This window comes from Microbacterium pseudoresistens, from assembly GCF_013409745.1.
In the GTDB taxonomy this organism is placed as follows: Bacteria; Actinomycetota; Actinomycetes; order Actinomycetales; family Microbacteriaceae; genus Microbacterium; species Microbacterium pseudoresistens.
In genome coordinates, this window is record NZ_JACCBH010000001.1 from 84,596 (window position 1) to 102,396 (window position 17,801).

Sequence of the window (17,801 nt, forward strand, 5' to 3'; positions counted from 1 at the left end):
ACCGTGGTCGGTCGCATTCGTCCGGTTCGTCGAATTGATCGAGGGCGATGCACGGCTCGAGCGCCTGGCCGGGTCACGACCGAATCGCCTTTACAGCCTAGTCGTCAGATCAGCCAACTGTGACATCCGCCAAGGGTTCACCGTAGTGCCCTGCGGAAAGCTACAGTTACGGCGTGCGCAGTCTCGATCCGCACCACCCCGGTGACGAGCTCGATGCGCCTACGGCGCGGCGTGCAGACGGCGCGCCCCCTCGGCGATGCGCTCCAGGGGCGCCGTCAGCGCGAGACGCACGTGCTGCGCGGCATCCGGGCCGTAGAAGGGTCCTGGACCGGCGAGGATGCCCAGACCGGCGAGTCGGTCCATCGACTCCCAGGCGTCTCCGCCCTCGGTGGCCCACAGATACAGCCCCGCTTCAGAGCCGTCGATGCGGAACCCGGCGGCCTCGAGCGCCGGGCGCAGCAGATCGCGGCGGGCGCGATACAGCTCCTTCTGCGCCGCGACGTGCTCGTCGTCGCCCAGGGCGACGACCATGGCCTGCTGCACCGGCGCAGGCATCATGAGTCCGAGATGCTTGCGGGCGGCCAGCAGGTCGGCGATGATCCGCGAGCAGCCGGCGACGAACGCGGCACGGTAGCCGGCGAGGTTCGACTGCTTGCTCAACGAGTACACGCTCAGCAGGTTGCTCCGGCTTCCCCCTGTCACACGAGGATCGAGCACGGAAGGCACGGGCTCCGTCGCCCAGAGCCCGTCCCAGCCGAGCTCGGCGTAGCACTCGTCGCTGGCGAGAACCGCACCCAGCTCTCGGGCGCGACGCACCGCCGCGGCGAGTTCGTCGACGGTCCAGGTGCGACCGTCGGGGTTGCCCGGGCTGTTGATCCAGACGAGCTTGGTGCCCTCGGGCCAGTCCGCCGGGTCGTCCGCGGCGACCGCCACGGCCCCCACGACGCGCGCTCCGACCTCGTACGTCGGATAGGCGACCCGCGGGAAGACGACGATGTCGCCGTCCCCGAGGCCGAGCAGCGTCGGAAGCAGCGCGACGAGTTCTTTCGACCCGACGGTCGGAAGCACGTTGTCGATCGTGAGGTCGGGCACTCCCCTGCGGCGGGCGTACCAGGCGACGATCGCTTCGCGCAGCGCCGGAGTGCCGATGTTCTGCGGGTACGCATGCGCATCGGTCGCCTCGGCCAGCGCGCGCCTGATGACTTCAGGCGTCGGGTCCACCGGAGAGCCGATCGAGAGATCGACGAGACCCTGCGGATGCTGCGCCGCACGCTCACGGAACGGGACGACGGCATCCCATGGGTAGTCGGCGAGATCTCTGACCCCCACGCCCTACTCCCCTTGGGGTGGGAGGGCGGCGATGATGGGGTGGTCGTGGGCGATGACGCCGACCTTGGCGGCGCCTCCGGGGGAGCCGATCTCGTCGAAGAACTCCACGTTCGCCTTGTAGTAGTCCTGCCACTCCTCGGGCAGGTCGTCTTCGTAATAGATCGCCTCGACCGGGCACACCGGCTCGCACGCCCCGCAGTCCACGCACTCATCCGGATGGATGTACAACGACCGCTCACCCTCGTAGATGCAGTCCACGGGACACTCGTCGACGCAGGCACGATCCTTCACATCGACGCACGGCAGAGCAATCACATACGTCACCGCTCCAGTCTACGACCGCGGGGCCGTCTCGTCGCGCACGCTCACGGTCTCATCGGCGGCGGCGTCGGATCCGGCGATCACGGTGCGCGGCAGCCGGGAGAGGTCGGGCCAGGCGATGACGACCAGCGCGATCCCCGCCACGAGATAGCCCCAGATCTGTCCGAGCAGATCGTTCTGCACGAGCACCGATCCCCCGGGGCCGCGCCCCGAGACGATCACGACGGTCCCCAGCATGCCGAGCCCGGCCGCCAGCGTCGCCCAGCGGTCGCGCGTCAGGGAGCGCACCGCGATGAGAAACGCGGCGCAGCCGATCGCGCCGACGACCATCCCGGCGGGGAACCAGCCGATCATCACGCTGTGGCCGATCGTCGCCGCCACACCGAAGACACCGCCGACGATCAGCACTCCGACCCACGACAGCACCCGGGCGATCCAGTTCTCACGCACCCGTCGAGATTACCCGCGTCGGCTGTGCTCAGGCCGCCAGCCCCGCCAGGCGCAGCAGCGCCGCCGTCGCCGCCGCCGCGACCACCACGACGAGGAATGACTGCCTGAGCCACAAGAGCCCTGCGGCCACGAGGATCGCGGGCAGACGCGCGTCGATGACGATCGCCTGCCCGTCGCCGAACGTCTGCACACCCACGAGCGCGGCCAGCAGTCCGACCGCCAGCAGATCGGTGATGCGCGCGGGGCGCGGCGCCTCCAGCACCGAGGCGGGCACGAGGTAGCCCATGCCTTTGAGCGCGAGGCACAGCGCGGCGGCGACGAGGATCCCGGCCCAGAGCGTCATGCGCGTTCCCCCTCGATCCGTCGACGGCCCGGAGCGCCGGACGAGAACCAGTCGAACCAGCCGACGAGGATCGCCACGACGGCGGCGACGAGGACGGGCAGACCGGGGATGAGCACCGGGGTCAGCGCGGTGGCCACGACGGCGGCGGCGATCCCGACGACGATGGCCTGGCGCTTCTTCAGCCGCGGCCACAGCAGCGCGAGGAAGGCCGCCGCCGCCGCGGCGTCAAGCCCCCAGGCCCTGGGGTCGCCCAGGACATCGCCCAGCAGCGCGCCGATCAGGGTGGTGGCGTTCCAGCCGAGGAAGATCCCGACGCCGGTGACCCAGAACCCGAGCCGGCGCAGCCGCGGGTCGTCCTGCGAGATGGCGACGGCCGTGGATTCGTCGATCGTGACGTGCACGGCGGCGAGACGTCGCCAGAACCCTCGACCGATGATCGGCGACATCCGCATGCCGTAGGCGACGTTGCGCACGCCCAGCAGCACGGCGGAGGCGATCGCGGCGGGCAGTGCCGCCACTCCCCCCGCCGCCACGACGCCGACGAAGGCGAACTGCGATCCGCCCGTGAACATGAGCAGGCTGAGCACGCACGCCTGCCAGACGTCCAGTCCCGCAGCCACGGCGAGCGCACCGAAGGAGACGCCGTAGGCGCTCGTCGCGATCGCAACCCCCAGCCCCTCGCGCCGGACCTCGTTCCCGGCCGGCCGCGCCGCGGCGCCGCGGAGGACCGTTCGATCGGATGAACGCATGATCATCATTCTGAACAACTCGCGAAGAGCAGTCAAGATGAACGATCGTTTGGAATACTGAACGCATGGCAGATCTGCGCACCCGCATCGCCCACGCCCTGCGCCGCGAGCGCGAGGCCGCAGGGCTCTCCGTCTCGGAGCTCGCCCGCCGGGCGGGCGTGTCCAAAGCCACCGTGTCGCAGTTGGAGGGCGGCGCGGCCAATCCCAGTGTCGAGACGCTGTGGGCGCTGGGCGACGCTCTGAGCATCCCCTTCGCCGATCTCGTCGACCAGCCCGTCGAGGAATCGCGGCTGGTCCGCATCACCGACCTCGCAGGCGTGCCGCAGGTGCCCTCGTCGGATGCGCCGTACTCGGCGACGCTGCTCTCGGCGAGCCCCCCGTCGGCCCGGCGCGATCTGTACCTGATCCAGGCGGAGCCCGGAGAGCCGCGGCGCTCGCTCCCGCACCGCGGCGGCACCACCGAGCATGTCGTGCTCGTGGCGGGATCCGCTCTCGTCGGAACGCCGGACGCCCCCGAACGTCTCTCCCCCGGCGACTACCTCAGCTATCGCGGCGACGCGCCGCACGTGTTCGAGGCGCTCGAGCCGGGAACCGTCGCCGTGCTCGTCTCCGAACAGCGCTGAGCCCCGTCGGAGGCGTGCGGTCGCGCCGGATCAGGCGTTGGCGTCCTGACGCTTCAGACGCGCGGTCTCGCGGGCGCGGATCGTCTGATCCAGCGTCACCTTGCGGATGCGCACCTTCTCGGGGGTGACCTCGACGCATTCGTCGTCGCGGGCGAACTCGAGGCTCTCCTCCAGCGACAGGGTGCGCGGCGGGGTCATCGACTCGAACGTATCGGCCGTGGAGGAGCGCATGTTCGTGAGCTTCTTCTCCTTGGTGATGTTCACGTCCATGTCGTCGCTGCGCGAGTTCTCGCCGATCACCATGCCCTCGTAGACCTCTTCGGTCGGCTGCACGAAGAACGTCATGCGCTCCTGCAGTGCGATGATCGCGAAGGGCGTGACGACACCGGAGCGGTCGGCCACGATCGAGCCGTTCTGACGGGTCACGATGTGCCCGGCCCACGGCTCGTATCCGTGCGAGATCGCGTTGGCGATGCCCGTGCCGCGCGTGGTGGTGAGGAACTCTGTGCGGAAGCCGATGAGGCCGCGCGAGGGGACGACGAACTCCATGCGCACCCAGCCGGTGCCGTGGTTGATCATGTTGTCCATGCGGCCCTTGCGGGTGGCCAGCAGCTGGGTGATCGCGCCGAGGTACTCCTCGGGAGCGTCGATCGTCAGGTGCTCGAACGGCTCGTGCACCTTGCCGTCGATCTGCTTGGTGACCACCTGGGGCTTGCCCACCGTGAGCTCGAAGCCCTCGCGCCGCATGTTCTCCACGAGGATGGCCAGCGCCAGCTCGCCGCGGCCCTGCACCTCCCAGGCATCCGGACGGCCGATCTCGACGACCTTGAGCGAGACGTTTCCGATGAGCTCGCGGTCGAGGCGATCCTTCACCATGCGCGCGGTGAGCTTGTGCCCCTTGACCTTGCCGACCAGCGGCGAGGTGTTGGTGCCGATCGTCATCGAGATCGCGGGGTCGTCGACCGTGATGGCCGGCAGCGGGCGCACGTCCTCCGGGTCGGCGATCGTCTCGCCGATGGTGATCTCCTCGATGCCGGCGATGGCGACGATGTCGCCCGGCGCAGCGCTCTCGGCGGGGTAGCGCTCCAGGGCGCGGGTCTTCAGCAGCTCGGTGATCCGGGCGTTCGCGTGCGTGCCGTCGTGGCGCACCCAGGCGACGGTCTGGCCCTTCTTCAGCGTGCCGTTGAAGACGCGTAGCAGTGCCAGGCGGCCCAGGAACGGGCTGGAGTCGAGGTTGGTGACCCACGCCTGCAACGGCGCCTCGTCGTCGTAGGACGGGGCCGGGATGTGCTCGAGGATGGCCTCGAACAGCGGCTCGAGGTCTTCGCTGTCGGGCAGGGAGCCGTTGGCGGGGCGGGTGCGCGACGCGGCGCCCGCGCGGCCCGAGGCGTAGACGACCGGCACGTCGAGCAGGGCGTCGACATCCAGGTCGGGAACGTCGTCGACGAGGTCGGACGCGAGGCCGAGCAGCAGATCGTGCGCCTCCTCCTCCACCTCGGCGATGCGCGCATCCGGCCGGTCGGTCTTGTTGACGAGCAGGATGACGGGGAGCTTCGCCTCCAGCGCCTTGCGCAGCACGAAGCGGGTCTGCGGCAGCGGCCCCTCGGAGGCGTCGACGAGCAGCACGACGCCATCGACCATCGACAGGCCGCGCTCGACCTCGCCGCCGAAGTCGGCGTGACCGGGGGTGTCGATGACGTTGATCGTCACCGGCACGTCGGTGTGCGCACCGTTGTAGGTGATCGCCGTGTTCTTGGCGAGGATCGTGATGCCCTTCTCGCGCTCGAGGTCGTTCGAGTCCATCGCGCGCTCGTCCACGTGCGCGTGCTCGCCGAACGAGCCGGTCTGGCGCAGCATCGCATCCACCAGCGTGGTCTTGCCGTGATCGACGTGCGCGACGATCGCGACGTTGCGGAGATCGGAACGGAGGGCGTGCGCCATGCAGGGAGTCCTATGCAGAGAAGTGGGGTGCGCCGGGAATCCGACGTTCCAGGATAGCGCAGGCCACGGACCCATTCCTGAAATCCGCCCGTCCGCGCCGTGGCGGCATCCCGAGACGGCCCGCGTACGATCGGTCGGATGAGGATCACTCTCCCGCCCGCACCTCTCGATGCGCCCTCGCGCGGGCGGCTGTGGTGGGAGATCGCGATCGTGCTCGCCCTCGGACTCGGACAGTCCGCCGTGTACGCGATCGCGCAGTTGGCGTACCGTCTCACGAGCGAAACACCGCTCGGGCAGCAGACCGCGACGCTCAACCCCGCCCGCAGCGACCGCGAACTGTTCGACCTGCTCTACCAGGTGTTCGGCATCGCGTTCTCACTCGTGCCGGTGCTCCTCGTCTGCTTCCTGCTCTGGCAGTCCTCTCGCCCGCACCTGGCTCCTCTGGGCCTGGACGGGCACCGGATCGGTCGCGACGCGGTGCGAGGAATCGGCCTCGTGCTGGCCATCGGCATCCCGGGACTGGGCCTGTACCTCCTCGGACGGATGACGGGCCTGTTCGTCGCCGTCGACCCCGGCGCGCAGTCCGCGTACTGGTGGTCGGTGCCCGTGCTGCTCCTCGCGGCGGCACGGGCCTCGCTGCAGGAGGAGGTGGTCGTGCTCGGTTACCTGTTCGCACGGCTCCGCCAGCTGGGCTGGGGGCCCTGGGCGATCGTCCTCGCGACGAGCATCCTGCGCGCCAGCTATCACCTCTACCAGGGTCCGGGAGCGTTCATCGGCAACCTGGCGATGGGGCTGCTCTTCGGATTCCTCTTCCTGCGCACCGGCCGGCTGCTGCCGTTCCTCGTCGCGCACTTCCTCATCGATGCCGCCGTGTTCGTCGGCTACCCCTGGGCCGCCACGATGTGGCCGGCTCTCTTCGGCCTCCCCGCCTGACGCCGCCCGCCCCTGTCCGCGAGCCGCCACCCCTGTCTGCGAGAGGGCAACTACCTTCCGGAACAGCGGCATCGATCCGAGGGCTCGGGACGCAGTTGTCGTTTTGCGGGGAGGGGAGGATCAGCGGGTCGCGAGGACGGCGGCGAGGGCGCCCGCGGCGATCACCGCGAGGGCGATGAGCGCAGGGGCGTCCCACGTCCGACGGATCGGGGCGTCGGGGCCCGCGCCCGCGGCGCCGGGCGGCGCATCGACGGCACGCTCCCAGGCACTGCGGATCGTCGAGAGCGACTGCAGGCTCGTCGGCACGCGAATCGCGCCGTCGCTGCGGGCGGTCTGCCGTGGCGGGCGGGCGCGGCCCGGACCGCCCCAGCACGACAGCCGACGACCGTCGTCGAAGGCGAACTCGAGCTGCCACTTCAGATCGATGTCCGAGACCCGGCACCAGCCGAACCGTGTGATCCGCAGCATATTTCGCACCACCGCACCGTCGGCGTCGATCCGCACGGACGACACGACGGCGAACTCGTAGACGACCCACAGCACCAGCAGCACCCACGGCGCGTACAGGAGCATCCGCAGCCAGCCGCCGTGCACCACCGCGTCGCCGAGCAGGTAGACCGACACGGCCGCGCACACCGCCAGCAGCACGATTCCGGAGGTCGACCGATACGTGTAGGAGGCGCTGGTCGGTCCGGTCATCGTTCGCTCCTCACGTTCACCGGGTGAGGAGAACGGCCACGGCCGCCCACGCGACGAGGATCACGAGCACGACGATCGCCCAGACATCCCACGACCGTTCGACCGGCGCATCCGGCGCCGACGCGGCGGCATTGCGCAGGCGATGCAGTGTCGCCAGGCCGTTGTCGGGCTCCTCATCCTGCTCTTTCGTGCGTCCTGGACCGAGCCGGCGCGGGCGTGAATGCGCGGGCCCGCCGAAACAGCGCACGACAGCGCCGTCATCGAGCGTGAACTCGACCTGCCACCGGATGCCGATGCGTGCCACGCGCGACCACGGCATCCAGGTGCGCCGCAGCAGGTTCTGCACGCGCGCCCCCGCCGCATCGGCGCGGATGTCCGAGGCGATGCCCGTGACGTACACGCCCCACAGCAACAGCAGCGGCCACGGCGCGATCAGCAACGCATTGCCTGCCCCCGAGCGCACGACGGCGTCGACGAGCACGAGGACGACACCGACGACGGTGATGCCGAGCAGCATCGCACTGCCGGTGACCCGGAAGACGCGCGGGGGCCGCGCCGCCGTCATCCGGCGACGCCGCCCAGCGGCAGATCGGCACCGGGGATCGCATCCAGCAGCCGCCGGGTGTACTCCTCCTGCGGGTTGTCGAAGATGGAATCCACCGTGCCCTGCTCGACGATGCGACCCTTCTCCATCACGCACACGTAGTCCGCCGCGACACGAACGACCGCGAGGTCGTGCGTGATGAACAGGTACGTCAGCCCGAGCTCCTCCTGCAACTCGGAGAGCAGACGCAGGATCTGGTCCTGCACGAGCACGTCGAGCGCGGAGACGGCCTCATCGAGCACGACGATGTCGGGCTTGAGCGCGAGGGCGCGGGCGATGGCGACGCGCTGGCGCTGGCCGCCGGAGAGCTCGTTCGGGTAACGCCAGGCCAGCTCGCGCGGCAGCGCGACCTGATCGAGCAGTTCGAGGGAGCGCTGGTGCTGCTCCTCTCGGCTCCCGATGCCGTGCACCTGCAGCGGCTCGGAGATGAGGTTGCCGATGCTGCGCAACGGGTCCAGGGATCCGTACGGATCCTGGAACACCGGCTGCATGCGCCGTCGCAAGCGGAACACCTCGGCCCGCGACATCGTGCTCGTCGGCTGCCCATCGATGAGGATCTCGCCGTCGGTCGGCTTCTCGAGCTGCAGCACCATCTTCGCCACGGTCGACTTGCCCGAACCGGACTCGCCGACGAGCGCGAGCGTCTTGCCGCGCGGGATCGCGAACGACACCGTGTCGACGGCGCGGAACGGCTCGCGCCGGAATCCCCCCGTACGGATGGAGAAGTCCTTCACGAGATCACGAACCTCGACGACCGGAGCGGCGGCCTCCTCGACCGGAACCTGCTCTGCGTGCTCGGTGAGGCCGATGCGCTTGGAGGCGAGGCTCGGGGCGGCGGCCACGAGGCGCTGCGTGTACGGATGCTGCGGGTCGCGCAGGATCTCGGCGCTCGGGCCCGCCTCGACGATCTCGCCCTGGTTCATCACGAGGATGCGGTCGGCGCGCTCGGCGGCCAGCCCCAGGTCGTGCGTGATGAGCAGCACCGACGTGCCGCGCTCGCTGGTGAGCGAGGCGAGGTGATCGAGGATGACCCGCTGGACGGTGACGTCCAGCGCGCTCGTGGGCTCGTCGGCGATGAGCAGGCGCGGATCGGCGGCCAGGCCGATACCGATCAGCGCGCGCTGGCGCATGCCGCCGGAGAACTGGTGAGGGAATTGGTGCATGCGGCGCGCGGCGTCGTGCAGTCCCGCCTGGACGAGCACCTCCACCGCCCGGTCATGCACCTGCTTGCGACCCTGCGCCAGTCCGTTCGCCCGAACGGCCTCCTTGACCTGGAAGCCGATCGACCATACCGGGTTGAGGTTCGACATCGGGTCCTGCGGCACGTAGCCGATCTCGCGGCCGCGGATCCGCTCCATCTCGCGGCGGCTGGCCTCGGTCAGCTCACGGCCGTCGAGCGAGATGCTGCCACCGGTGACCTGACCGGTGCCCGGCAGCAGATCGATGATGGCCGCGGCCGTCGTCGACTTCCCGGATCCGGACTCGCCGACGATGGCGAGCGTCTCGCCCTCGAGGATGTCGAAGCTCACGCCGTGCAGCACTTCGCGCGTCGTCTTGCCGCTGCGGAAGGCGACCGTGAGGTCGCGCACGCTCAGCAGGGTGTTGCTCATCGCTGGGCCCTCGCCTTCGGGTCGACGGCATCGCGCAGCAGCTCGCCGAGAGTGATGAATGCCAGCACCGTGACGGTGAGCGCGAGCGACGGCCAGAACAGCGCCATGGGCGCCGTGCGGATGCTCGTCTGCGCCTGGCTGATGTCGTTGCCCCACGACATGGTGCTGCCGCCGAGGCCGACGCCGAGGAACGACAGCACCGACTCCGCCACGATCGCGGAGCCGAGGCTCAGTGTCGCCACGACGATGACGGGCGCCATCGCATTCGGCAGCACGTGCGAGAGCAGGGTGCGGAGACGTGAGAGCCCCACGGCTTCGGAGCCCATCACGAAGTCGGCCTGCTTCACGCGCAGCACCTCGGCGCGCATGATCCTCGCCGTGGAGGCCCACGCGAACCCGCCGATGGCGAGTGCGAGGACGATCTCATTGCGCACCGGCATCACCGACATCACCACGATCGCCGCGATGATGTAGGGGATCGTGAAGAAGATGTCGCCGATGCGCGACAGCAGCGAGTCGAGCCAGCCGCCGTAGAAGCCCGCGAAGGCGCCCATGATGATGCCGATCACGGTGCTGATCACCGTGGCCAGCAGACCGACGACGACCGACGTCCGCGTTCCCCAGATCACACGGGAGTACACGTCGCACCCCTGGCGGGTGAACCCGAGCGGGTGCCCGGCCGCGGGACCGCCGTTGCTGTTGGCCAGCGAGCATCCGTTGTTCGGAGCCACATTGGTGAACAACCCGGGCCAGAGGGAGACGAGGATGATGAGCAGTACGAATGCCGCCGATATCCAGAACAGCGGCCGGCTGCGCAGGTCGCGCCAGGCGTCCAGCCAGAGGTTGCTGCGCTTGGCGTCGACGCGGACGACGTCGACGGGCACGGATGTCGTGTCGACGGGGGCGACGTAATGCTCCATCGGCGCGTCAGGACGAGACATAACGGATCCTCGGGTCGAGCAGGCCGTAGATGAGATCCACGACGATATTGATCAGGACGTACACGACGACGAACACCGTGACGAACGAGACGACCGTCGGGTTCTCGCCCCGGATGATCGCCTGATACAGGGTGTTTCCCACGCCGGGCACGTTGAAGATGCCCTCCGTGACGGTGGCGCCCACCATCAGGATCCCGAAGACGGTGCCGAGATCGGTGACCATCGGGATGAGCGAGTTGCGCAGCACGTGCACGGGGATGACCCGACGCCGCGGAAGGCCCTTGCTGTAGGCGGTGCGCACCCAGTCCTGGTTCAGCGTCTCGATGGTCGAGGACCGCGTCAGACGCATGGTCGTCGCGTACACGCTGAAGCCGAGCACGAGGGCGGGCAACCAGAGATCGCCCCAGTCGTTGCGCGCACCCACGGTCGGTCGGAACCAGCCGAGTTGGACCGCGAGGAAGTATTGCGCGAGGAACGACAGCACGAAGATCGGCAGCGCGAGGAAGATCAGTGCGACGACGAGCATCGAGTTGTCGAAGATCCCGCCCTTGCGCAGGGCCGAGAACAGGCCGATCACGATTGCGAGGACGAACGAGATCGCCACCGCCATGACCGCGAGACGCAGCGTGACGGGGAAGGTCCTGGCGAGGATCTCGATGACCGGCTGTCCGGAGAAGCTGATGCCGAAGTCCAGGCGGAAGATGCCGGTGATGTAGTAGAAGTACTGGACGATGAACGGTTCATCGAGGTGGTACTGCGCCCGCAGGCGCTCGAGCAGAGCCGGGTTCGGCTGACGGTCTCCGAACAGCGCGGCGATCTGATCGCCCGGCATCGCGAAGACCATGAAGTAGATCAGCAGGGTGGCGCCAAGGAACACCGGAATCGCCTGCAGAATCCGTTTGAGGATGTAGGTGGTCACCCTCGACCTCCCTTCGAGAAGAACAACACACAGGACGACGAGGCGATGGTGTGCACCATCGCCTCGTCGTCCGTCGGCTCAGCCGACCTTGGTGATCTGCTCGTAGAGCGGCACCGAGTTCCAACCGAACTCGACGTTGTCGACCGTGTCAGCGTATCCGCCGACGACGTTCGAGTACCACAGCGGCGTGGCCGGGAGGTCCTTCAGCAGGACTTCCTGAGCCTTCTGGAAGAGGCTGTTGGCCTCATCCGCGTCGGTCGCCGAGATGCCCTCGGAGAGGTACTTGTCGAAGTCGGCGCTCGAGTAGTCGCCATCGTTCGAGCCCGCGTTGGTGGCGTACAGCGGTCCGAGGAAGTTGTACAGACCGGGGTAGTCGGCCTGCCAACCCGTGCGGAACGCGGTCTGGATCGTACGGTCCGTGACCTGTCCGCGCAGCTCGGCGAAGGTCGGGTACGGAGCGCCCGAGGCGTCGATGCCGAGGGTGTTCTTGATCGAGTTCACCGTCGCGTCGACCCAGGCCTGGTGGCCGCCGTCGGCGTTGTAAGCGATCTGGAACGAACCGTCCCAGGGGCTGATGGCGTCGGCCTGAGCCCACAGCTCCTTGGCCTTGTCTGGGTTGTAGGCCAGGACGTCGGCGCCCTCGAGCGAGTCGGACCAGCCGTCGATCACCGGGGAGGTGAAGTCGCTGGCCGGGGTGCGGGTGCCCTGGAAGATCACGTCGGTGATCTCCTCGCGGTTGATCGCCATCGACAGCGCCTGACGGCGGAGGTTGCCCTCCTCGCCGCTGAAGTGCGGCAGGCGCTCGGGGATGGTGAACGACTGGAAGATCGCGGCCGGCTGGTTCACCGCGCGGTCGCCCAGGTCGGACTCGAAGGTCTCGAAGGCCGAGTCGGGGATGGCATCGAGCACGTCGAGCTCGCCGGCGAGCAGGTCCGCGTAAGCGGCATCCTGCGACGCGTAGAACTTGATGTCGACACCGCCGTTGGCCGGCGTGCGAGGACCGTCGTAGTCGGGGTTCGTGACGAGGTCGATGCCGACATCGTGCTGCCAGGCGCCGTCGCCGCTGAGCATGTACGGGCCGTTGCCGATCGGGTTCTCGCCGAAGGCGTCCATGTCGTCGAAGGCGACGTCGGGCAGCGGGAAGTAGGCCGAGTAGCCCAGGCGCTGCGCGAAGTCGGACGCCGGCTTGTTCAGCGCGATCGTGAACGTGTAGTCGTCGACCTGCTCGAGGCCGGTGAGCTCGGAGTCCGCGTCGTAGCTGAAGCCCTCGATGTCCTCGAAGAAGTAGCTGGAGAGCTGCTCGTTCGAAGCGAGTGCACCGTAGTTCCACGCCTTGATGAAGTTGTCGGCGGTGACCTCTTCACCGTCGGTGAACTTCAGGCCCTCGCGGATCTTGACCGTGAGGTGCTGCGGGTCGTCGACCGTGATGTCCTCGGCGACGTCGTTGTAGACCGAGCCGTCTGCGGCGTAGCCGATGAGGCCCGAGAACATCGCGTCGAGGATCTTGCCGCCACCGGTCTCGTTGGTGTTGGTCGGGATCAGCGGGTTCTGCGGCTCGGAGCCGTTGACCGAGATGATGGCCTCGGCGTCGCCTCCACCGGTGTCACCGGAACCGGAGTCGGTACCGCTGGCGCAACCTGCGAGCGAGAGGGTTCCCGCCGCGAGGAGCGCCAAGCCCGAAAGGGCGATTCTGTTGCGCTTCACTTGTGTCCTCCTGTGGACGTAGACAGCAATCTGCGCGCTCTCCATCGAACGCGTAGGGATATCAGAGGGTAACCCGCCCGCGCCCGCTTGGCGAAACGATCAGGCCAACCGTTACACACACTTTACGCAGGACGGCTTCCTTTTCCGCGCGCTCTCCCCGCGAGCATCCGCCGAACTCACGCGAACGCCTCGATCGGAGGGCATGCGCACACGAGGTTGCGGTCGCCGTACGCCTGGTCGATCCGGCGCACCGGCGGCCAGTACTTGTCGGTCACCAGCGAGGCGACCGGATACGCCGCATCCTCGCGCGTGTACGCGTGCGTCCACTCCCCCGCGATGAGCGAGGCGGCGGTGTGCGGGGCGTTCACGAGCGGGTTGTCGGCGGCGGGCCAGCGTCCCGATGCGACCGCATCGGCTTCTTCCCGGATGCGGATCATCGCCTCCACGAACCGGTCGAGCTCGCCGAGGTCTTCCGACTCGGTGGGCTCGACCATGAGCGTGCCCGCGACGGGGAACGACATGGTCGGCGCGTGGAACCCGTAGTCGATGAGGCGCTTGGCGACATCGTCGACCGTGATGCCTGTGGCCTCCTTGAGCGGACGCAGGTCGAGGATGCATTCGTGCGCCACCCGCCCCGTCTCGCCCGTGTACAGCACCGGATAGTGCTTCTCGAGCCGGGCGGCGACGTAGTTGGCGGCGAGCACGGCAGCTCCTGTCGCCTCGCGCAGCCCATCGGCGCCCATCATCCGCACGTACGCCCAGGAGATGGGCAGCACGCCCGCCGAACCGTACGGAGCGGCTGAGACCGGCCCGCCTTCGAAGACGAATCCGCCGGCGTGCTCGGCCCGCTGCGCCTGAGGATGCCCCGGCAGGAACGGAGCGAGGTGCGCCTTCGCAGCGACGGGGCCGATGCCGGGGCCTCCCCCGCCGTGCGGGATCGCGAAGGTCTTGTGCAGGTTGAGGTGCGACACATCGCCACCGAGGTCGCCGAAGCGGGCGTGGCCGAGCAGCGCGTTGAGGTTGGCGCCATCGATGTAGACCTGCCCGCCCGCCTCGTGCACGGCGGCGGTGATCTCGAGCACGTCGTGCTCGTACACCCCGTGAGTGGACGGGTAGGTGATCATGAGCGCGGCGATCTCCTCCGCGTGGGCGGCGATCTTCGCGCGCAGGTCGTCGAGGTCGACGTTGCCGCGCTCATCCGTGGCGACCACGACCACCTTCATGCCCGCCAGCACCGCGGAGGCGGCGTTGGTGCCGTGCGCGGACGACGGGATGAGGCACACCGTGCGTTGTTCGTCTCCGCGCGCGAGGTGGTAGCCGCGGATGGCCAGAAGCCCTGCCAGCTCGCCCTGCGAGCCGGCATTGGGCTGGAGCGAGACGGCGTCGTAGCCGGTGACGTCGGCCAGCCATCCCTCGAGCTGGTCGATCATGGCCAATGAGCCCTGCACGTCCTCCGCCGGGGCGAAGGGGTGCAGCTGGGCGAACTCCGGCCAGGTGATCGCGGCCATCTCGGTGGCGGCGTTGAGCTTCATCGTGCACGAGCCCAACGGGATCATGCCGCGATCCAGCGCGTAGTCGCGGTCTGCGAGCGTCTTCAGGTAGCGCATCATCGCGGTCTCCGAGCGGTGCCGGTGGAAGACCGGGTGCGTGAGGTAGTCGTCCGTGCGGAGAAGCGCGTCGGGCACACCGGACAGCGGTGTGCCGCCGGCGAGGTCGACGGGACGATCGTGCACCGCCTCATCGGACTCGGGCCGTGCGTCATCGGCGGCCAGCGCCCATGCCACCGCGCCGAGCTCCTCCGCGGTCGTCGTCTCGTCGACGGAGATCCCGACCGCGGTGCCGCCGTCCAGCAGATGAAGCAGGATTCCGCGGTCGTGCGCACGGCGGACCGCAGCGGCGCCGTCTCCCGGCGTCACGACCTTGATCGTGTCGAAGAAAGAATCGTGCGCGAGCCCCTGCGCCATGCCGAACTCCCGCAAGCGCACCACCAGCGCGTCGGCCTTGCGCGCCACATCCTCGGCGATCCGTCGCAGCCCGTCGGGCCCGTGGTACACGGCATACATCGATGCCATCACTGCCAGTAGCACCTGCGCGGTGCAGATGTTCGAGGTGGCCTTCTCACGGCGGATGTGCTGCTCGCGCGTCTGCAGCGAGAGCCGGTACGCGGGTCGGCCGTCGGCATCCACGGAGACGCCCACCAGGCGTCCCGGCAGCTGGCGCTCCAGGCCCTGACGCACCGCCATGTACCCGGCGTGCGGGCCGCCGAAGGCCATCGGCACGCCGAAGCGCTGGGTGGTGCCCACGGCCACATCCGCGCCCAGGGACCCGGGCGAGGCGATGAGGGTGAGCGCCAGCAGGTCGGCCGCCACGACGGCCAGGCCACCGGCGAGATGCGCGGCGTCGATAACCGCGGACGGATCCCAGACGAGCCCGGATGCACCCGGGTACTGCACGAACACGCCGAACAGCTCCTCGGGCAACTCCTCGCCGCCGGCGATATCGCGCTCGACGAGGTCGATCCCCACCGCCGCCGCGCGCGTGGCGAGCAGGGCCTTCGTCTGCGGCAGTGCATCCGCGTCGACCACGAACACGTCGCTCTTGGCCTTGGAGGCCCGGCGGGCCAGCAGCATCCCCTCGGCGACGGCAGTCGACTCGTCGAGCATCGAGGCGTTGGCGGTGCTGAGCCCGGTGAGGTCGGACACCATCGTCTGGAAGTTGATCAGCGCCTCCAGCCGACCCTGCGAGATCTCCGGCTGGTACGGCGTGTACGCCGTGTACCAGGACGGGTTCTCCAGCACGCCGCGCTGGATCACGCTGGGCGTGATCGTGCCGTAGTAGCCGAGTCCGATCATGGGACGGCGCACGCTGTTGCGCGCGGCGAGCGTACGCAGCTCGGCGAGCGCCTCGGTCTCCGTCGCCGCGATCGGCAGCGAGGAGGCGAGGGGGACGGTGGGACGGATCGTGGCGGGAACGGCCTCGCGCATGAGCGCGTCAATAGGATCGTCCTCGGCATCGGGGGTGATGCCGATGGCGGAGAGCATCGTGCGCTGCGCCTCCGCGGTCGTCCCGATGTGGCGGTGGGCGAACGCGGTCACGCTCAACCCTCCGTGATCGCGACGTAGGCGTCGCGGTCGAGCAGCGCATCGGCGGCGCCCTCGGCGACCTCGATCTTCACGAGCCAGCCGCTCTCGAAGGGCGCGGAGTTGACGAGCGAGGGGTCGTCGACGACAGCGTCGTTGACCTCCACGATCGTGCCGTCCAGCGGGGCGTACAGCTCGCCCACCGACTTGGTCGACTCGATCTCGCCGACCACGGCGTTCGCGGTCACGGCCGTGCCGACGGCGGGCAGCTCGACGAACACCACGTCGCCGAGCTTGTCGGCGGCGTAATCGGTGATGCCCACGGTGGCGGTGGTGCCGTCGACGGCGACCCACTCGTGCTCTTCGGTGTAGCGCAGGCTGTTCAGATCGGTCATTTCTTCCTCCGGTAGAAAGGCAGGTCGGTCACGACGGCGGGGATCCTCGTTCCGCGCACGTCGAGGAAAAGCGGGGTGGCGCCATCGGAGACGGCGGGGTCGACGAAGGCCATCGCGATCGGGTGGCCGAGGGTGGGACTCAGCGCCCCGCTCGTGATCTCGCCGACGATCGTGCCGTCATCGATGACGACGGGATAGCCCGCGCGCCCGGCGCGTCGACCCTCGGCGGCGAGGCCGATGAGCATGCGGGCGTCAGCGGCGAGGGCCGGCGCGTCCTTGCCGACGAAGCTCGCCTTGTCGGCTACGACGACGCGGCCCAGGCCCGCCTGCGCGGGCGCCGTCTCGAGCGAGAGCTCGTGCCCGTACAGCGGCATGCCCGCTTCCAGACGCAGGGTATCGCGGGCGGCGAGCCCCGCCGGGACGATCCCGTGCGGCTCGCCCGCGGCGAGCACGGCATCCCAGAGTGCGGGCGCGTCTGCGGAGCGCACGAGCAGCTCGAAGCCGTCTTCCCCGGTGTAGCCGGTGCGTGCGATGAACAGCGGCTCACCGTGGTAGCGCGCGGATGCCCAGGCGTAGTACTTCTGCTCCGCCCACGGGATACTCACCTCGGTGATGCCCTCGACGGCCGAGGCGATCTCCTCCGCGCGCGGGCCCTGGACGGCCAGCAGCGCGTAGTCGTCGGAGACGTCGGCCACGGTGACATCGAACCCCGTGGCGCGCTCGGTGAGTGCTGCGCGCACGGCATCCCGGTTTCCGGCGTTGGAGATGATGAGGAACGCATCCTCCTGCAGGCGGTACACGATCACGTCGTCGACGATGCCGCCGCGCTCGGTGAGCAGCAGCGAGTACTTCGCCTTGCCCTCGGCGAGCGCCGAGAGGCGCCCGGCGAGGGCATAGTCCAGATACGTCGCTGCGCCGGCACCGGTGATCTCGAACTCGGCCATGTGCGAGATGTCGAAAAGCCCGGCCGCCTCGCGCACGGCGTGGTGCTCGGCGAGGTCGGAGGTGTAGCGCACCGGCATCTGCCAGCCGCCGAAGTCCGTGAAGGCTGCTCCGAGCGCTTCGTGCCGTTCGCGCAACGGCGTGTATCGGGGGGCCTGCTGGACCGATGTCATGGAGTTCTCCCGCTGTCGTCGGAAGGATGCCGTACGAGATGCACG

At 69.1% G+C, this 17,801-nt stretch carries 17 protein-coding genes; 2 read left to right on the forward strand and 15 right to left on the reverse strand.

Going from position 1 to position 17,801, the window contains the following annotated elements; all coding sequences use genetic code 11:
• Positions 1–219: 219 nt before the first annotated feature.
• The 5 genes from dapC to BKA02_RS00425 are packed head-to-tail and all read right to left on the reverse strand — an operon-like array spanning position 220 to position 3,192.
• Positions 220–1,329 carry a succinyldiaminopimelate transaminase gene (gene dapC / locus BKA02_RS00405; protein ID WP_179430243.1) on the reverse strand — a complete coding sequence of 370 codons (1,110 nt, stop codon included), beginning with the start codon at positions 1,327–1,329 and terminating at the stop codon, positions 220–222.
• A gap of 3 nt (positions 1,330–1,332) precedes the next feature.
• Positions 1,333–1,653, reverse strand: a complete 321-nt coding sequence (gene fdxA, locus BKA02_RS00410) for a ferredoxin (RefSeq protein ID WP_179430245.1) — start codon at positions 1,651–1,653, stop codon at positions 1,333–1,335.
• Between the two features lie 9 nt (positions 1,654–1,662).
• Positions 1,663–2,100, reverse strand: a complete 438-nt coding sequence (locus tag BKA02_RS00415; RefSeq protein ID WP_179430247.1) for a histidinol dehydrogenase — start codon at positions 2,098–2,100, stop codon at positions 1,663–1,665.
• A gap of 28 nt (positions 2,101–2,128) precedes the next feature.
• Positions 2,129–2,443, reverse strand: a complete 315-nt coding sequence (locus BKA02_RS00420) for an AzlD domain-containing protein (RefSeq protein WP_179430249.1) — start codon at positions 2,441–2,443, stop codon at positions 2,129–2,131.
• Positions 2,440–3,192 (reverse strand): AzlC family ABC transporter permease, encoded by a 753-nt coding sequence (locus tag BKA02_RS00425; protein ID WP_179430251.1) that lies wholly within the window; start codon positions 3,190–3,192, stop codon positions 2,440–2,442. The genes BKA02_RS00420 and BKA02_RS00425 overlap by 4 nt, the downstream gene beginning before the upstream one ends.
• A gap of 65 nt (positions 3,193–3,257) precedes the next feature.
• Here BKA02_RS00425 and BKA02_RS00430 point away from each other — a divergent pair, with 65 nt between their 5' ends.
• Positions 3,258–3,815 carry a helix-turn-helix domain-containing protein gene (locus BKA02_RS00430; protein ID WP_179430253.1) on the forward strand — a complete coding sequence of 186 codons (558 nt, stop codon included), beginning with the start codon at positions 3,258–3,260 and terminating at the stop codon, positions 3,813–3,815.
• Between the two features lie 30 nt (positions 3,816–3,845).
• On the opposite strand, the gene typA is transcribed toward BKA02_RS00430, so the two are convergent.
• The gene (gene typA, locus BKA02_RS00435) at positions 3,846–5,756 is read right to left on the reverse strand and encodes a translational GTPase TypA (RefSeq protein WP_179430255.1); all 1,911 of its coding nucleotides are present in this window, start codon (positions 5,754–5,756) and stop codon (positions 3,846–3,848) included.
• A gap of 138 nt (positions 5,757–5,894) precedes the next feature.
• Here typA and BKA02_RS00440 point away from each other — a divergent pair, with 138 nt between their 5' ends.
• Positions 5,895–6,689: a CPBP family intramembrane glutamic endopeptidase gene (locus BKA02_RS00440; protein ID WP_179430257.1), complete on the forward strand. Its 795-nt coding sequence runs from the start codon at positions 5,895–5,897 to the stop codon at positions 6,687–6,689.
• Positions 6,690–6,809: 120 nt separating this feature from the next.
• Here the strand turns inward: BKA02_RS00440 and BKA02_RS00445 are convergent, their stop codons facing one another.
• From BKA02_RS00445 to gcvT, 9 genes are all read right to left on the reverse strand, one after another.
• The gene (locus BKA02_RS00445) at positions 6,810–7,388 is read right to left on the reverse strand and encodes a PH domain-containing protein (RefSeq protein ID WP_179430259.1); all 579 of its coding nucleotides are present in this window, start codon (positions 7,386–7,388) and stop codon (positions 6,810–6,812) included.
• Positions 7,389–7,404: 16 nt separating this feature from the next.
• The gene (locus BKA02_RS00450) at positions 7,405–7,953 is read right to left on the reverse strand and encodes a PH domain-containing protein (protein WP_179430261.1); all 549 of its coding nucleotides are present in this window, start codon (positions 7,951–7,953) and stop codon (positions 7,405–7,407) included.
• The gene (locus tag BKA02_RS00455; RefSeq protein ID WP_179430263.1) at positions 7,950–9,602 is read right to left on the reverse strand and encodes an ABC transporter ATP-binding protein; all 1,653 of its coding nucleotides are present in this window, start codon (positions 9,600–9,602) and stop codon (positions 7,950–7,952) included. The genes BKA02_RS00450 and BKA02_RS00455 overlap by 4 nt, the downstream gene beginning before the upstream one ends.
• Positions 9,599–10,543: an ABC transporter permease gene (locus BKA02_RS00460; protein ID WP_179430265.1), complete on the reverse strand. Its 945-nt coding sequence runs from the start codon at positions 10,541–10,543 to the stop codon at positions 9,599–9,601. The genes BKA02_RS00455 and BKA02_RS00460 overlap by 4 nt, the downstream gene beginning before the upstream one ends.
• Positions 10,530–11,462: an ABC transporter permease subunit gene (locus tag BKA02_RS00465; protein ID WP_179430267.1), complete on the reverse strand. Its 933-nt coding sequence runs from the start codon at positions 11,460–11,462 to the stop codon at positions 10,530–10,532. The genes BKA02_RS00460 and BKA02_RS00465 overlap by 14 nt, the downstream gene beginning before the upstream one ends.
• Positions 11,463–11,540: 78 nt before the next feature.
• Entirely contained in the window at positions 11,541–13,166 is a 1,626-nt protein-coding gene (locus tag BKA02_RS00470) for an ABC transporter substrate-binding protein (protein WP_179430269.1), read from the reverse strand.
• Between the two features lie 176 nt (positions 13,167–13,342).
• Entirely contained in the window at positions 13,343–16,207 is a 2,865-nt protein-coding gene (gcvP, locus tag BKA02_RS00475; RefSeq protein WP_218844600.1) for an aminomethyl-transferring glycine dehydrogenase, read from the reverse strand.
• Between the two features lie 56 nt (positions 16,208–16,263).
• Positions 16,264–16,641: a glycine cleavage system protein GcvH gene (gcvH, locus tag BKA02_RS00480; RefSeq protein WP_179430273.1), complete on the reverse strand. Its 378-nt coding sequence runs from the start codon at positions 16,639–16,641 to the stop codon at positions 16,264–16,266.
• Positions 16,638–17,756, reverse strand: a complete 1,119-nt coding sequence (gcvT, locus tag BKA02_RS00485) for a glycine cleavage system aminomethyltransferase GcvT (RefSeq protein ID WP_179430275.1) — start codon at positions 17,754–17,756, stop codon at positions 16,638–16,640. The genes gcvH and gcvT overlap by 4 nt, the downstream gene beginning before the upstream one ends.
• Positions 17,757–17,801 lie beyond the last annotated feature (45 nt).

Excerpts from the sequence above, each read along its gene's own strand:
- BKA02_RS00420 (WP_179430249.1), bottom strand. The coding sequence starts at position 2,443 with ATGACGCTCTGGGCCGGGATCCTCGTCGCCGCCGCGCTGTGCCTCGCG.
- BKA02_RS00425 (WP_179430251.1), bottom strand. The coding sequence starts at position 3,192 with ATGCGTTCATCCGATCGAACGGTCCTCCGCGGCGCCGCGGCGCGGCCG.
- BKA02_RS00430 (WP_179430253.1), top strand. The coding sequence starts at position 3,258 with ATGGCAGATCTGCGCACCCGCATCGCCCACGCCCTGCGCCGCGAGCGC.
- typA (WP_179430255.1), bottom strand. The coding sequence starts at position 5,756 with ATGGCGCACGCCCTCCGTTCCGATCTCCGCAACGTCGCGATCGTCGCG.
- BKA02_RS00440 (WP_179430257.1), top strand. The coding sequence starts at position 5,895 with ATGAGGATCACTCTCCCGCCCGCACCTCTCGATGCGCCCTCGCGCGGG.
- BKA02_RS00445 (WP_179430259.1), bottom strand. The coding sequence starts at position 7,388 with ATGACCGGACCGACCAGCGCCTCCTACACGTATCGGTCGACCTCCGGA.
- BKA02_RS00450 (WP_179430261.1), bottom strand. The coding sequence starts at position 7,953 with ATGACGGCGGCGCGGCCCCCGCGCGTCTTCCGGGTCACCGGCAGTGCG.
- BKA02_RS00455 (WP_179430263.1), bottom strand. The coding sequence starts at position 9,602 with ATGAGCAACACCCTGCTGAGCGTGCGCGACCTCACGGTCGCCTTCCGC.
- BKA02_RS00460 (WP_179430265.1), bottom strand. The coding sequence starts at position 10,543 with ATGTCTCGTCCTGACGCGCCGATGGAGCATTACGTCGCCCCCGTCGAC.
- gcvP (WP_218844600.1), bottom strand. The coding sequence starts at position 16,207 with ATGCTCTCCGCCATCGGCATCACCCCCGATGCCGAGGACGATCCTATT.
- gcvH (WP_179430273.1), bottom strand. The coding sequence starts at position 16,641 with ATGACCGATCTGAACAGCCTGCGCTACACCGAAGAGCACGAGTGGGTC.
- gcvT (WP_179430275.1), bottom strand. The coding sequence starts at position 17,756 with ATGACATCGGTCCAGCAGGCCCCCCGATACACGCCGTTGCGCGAACGG.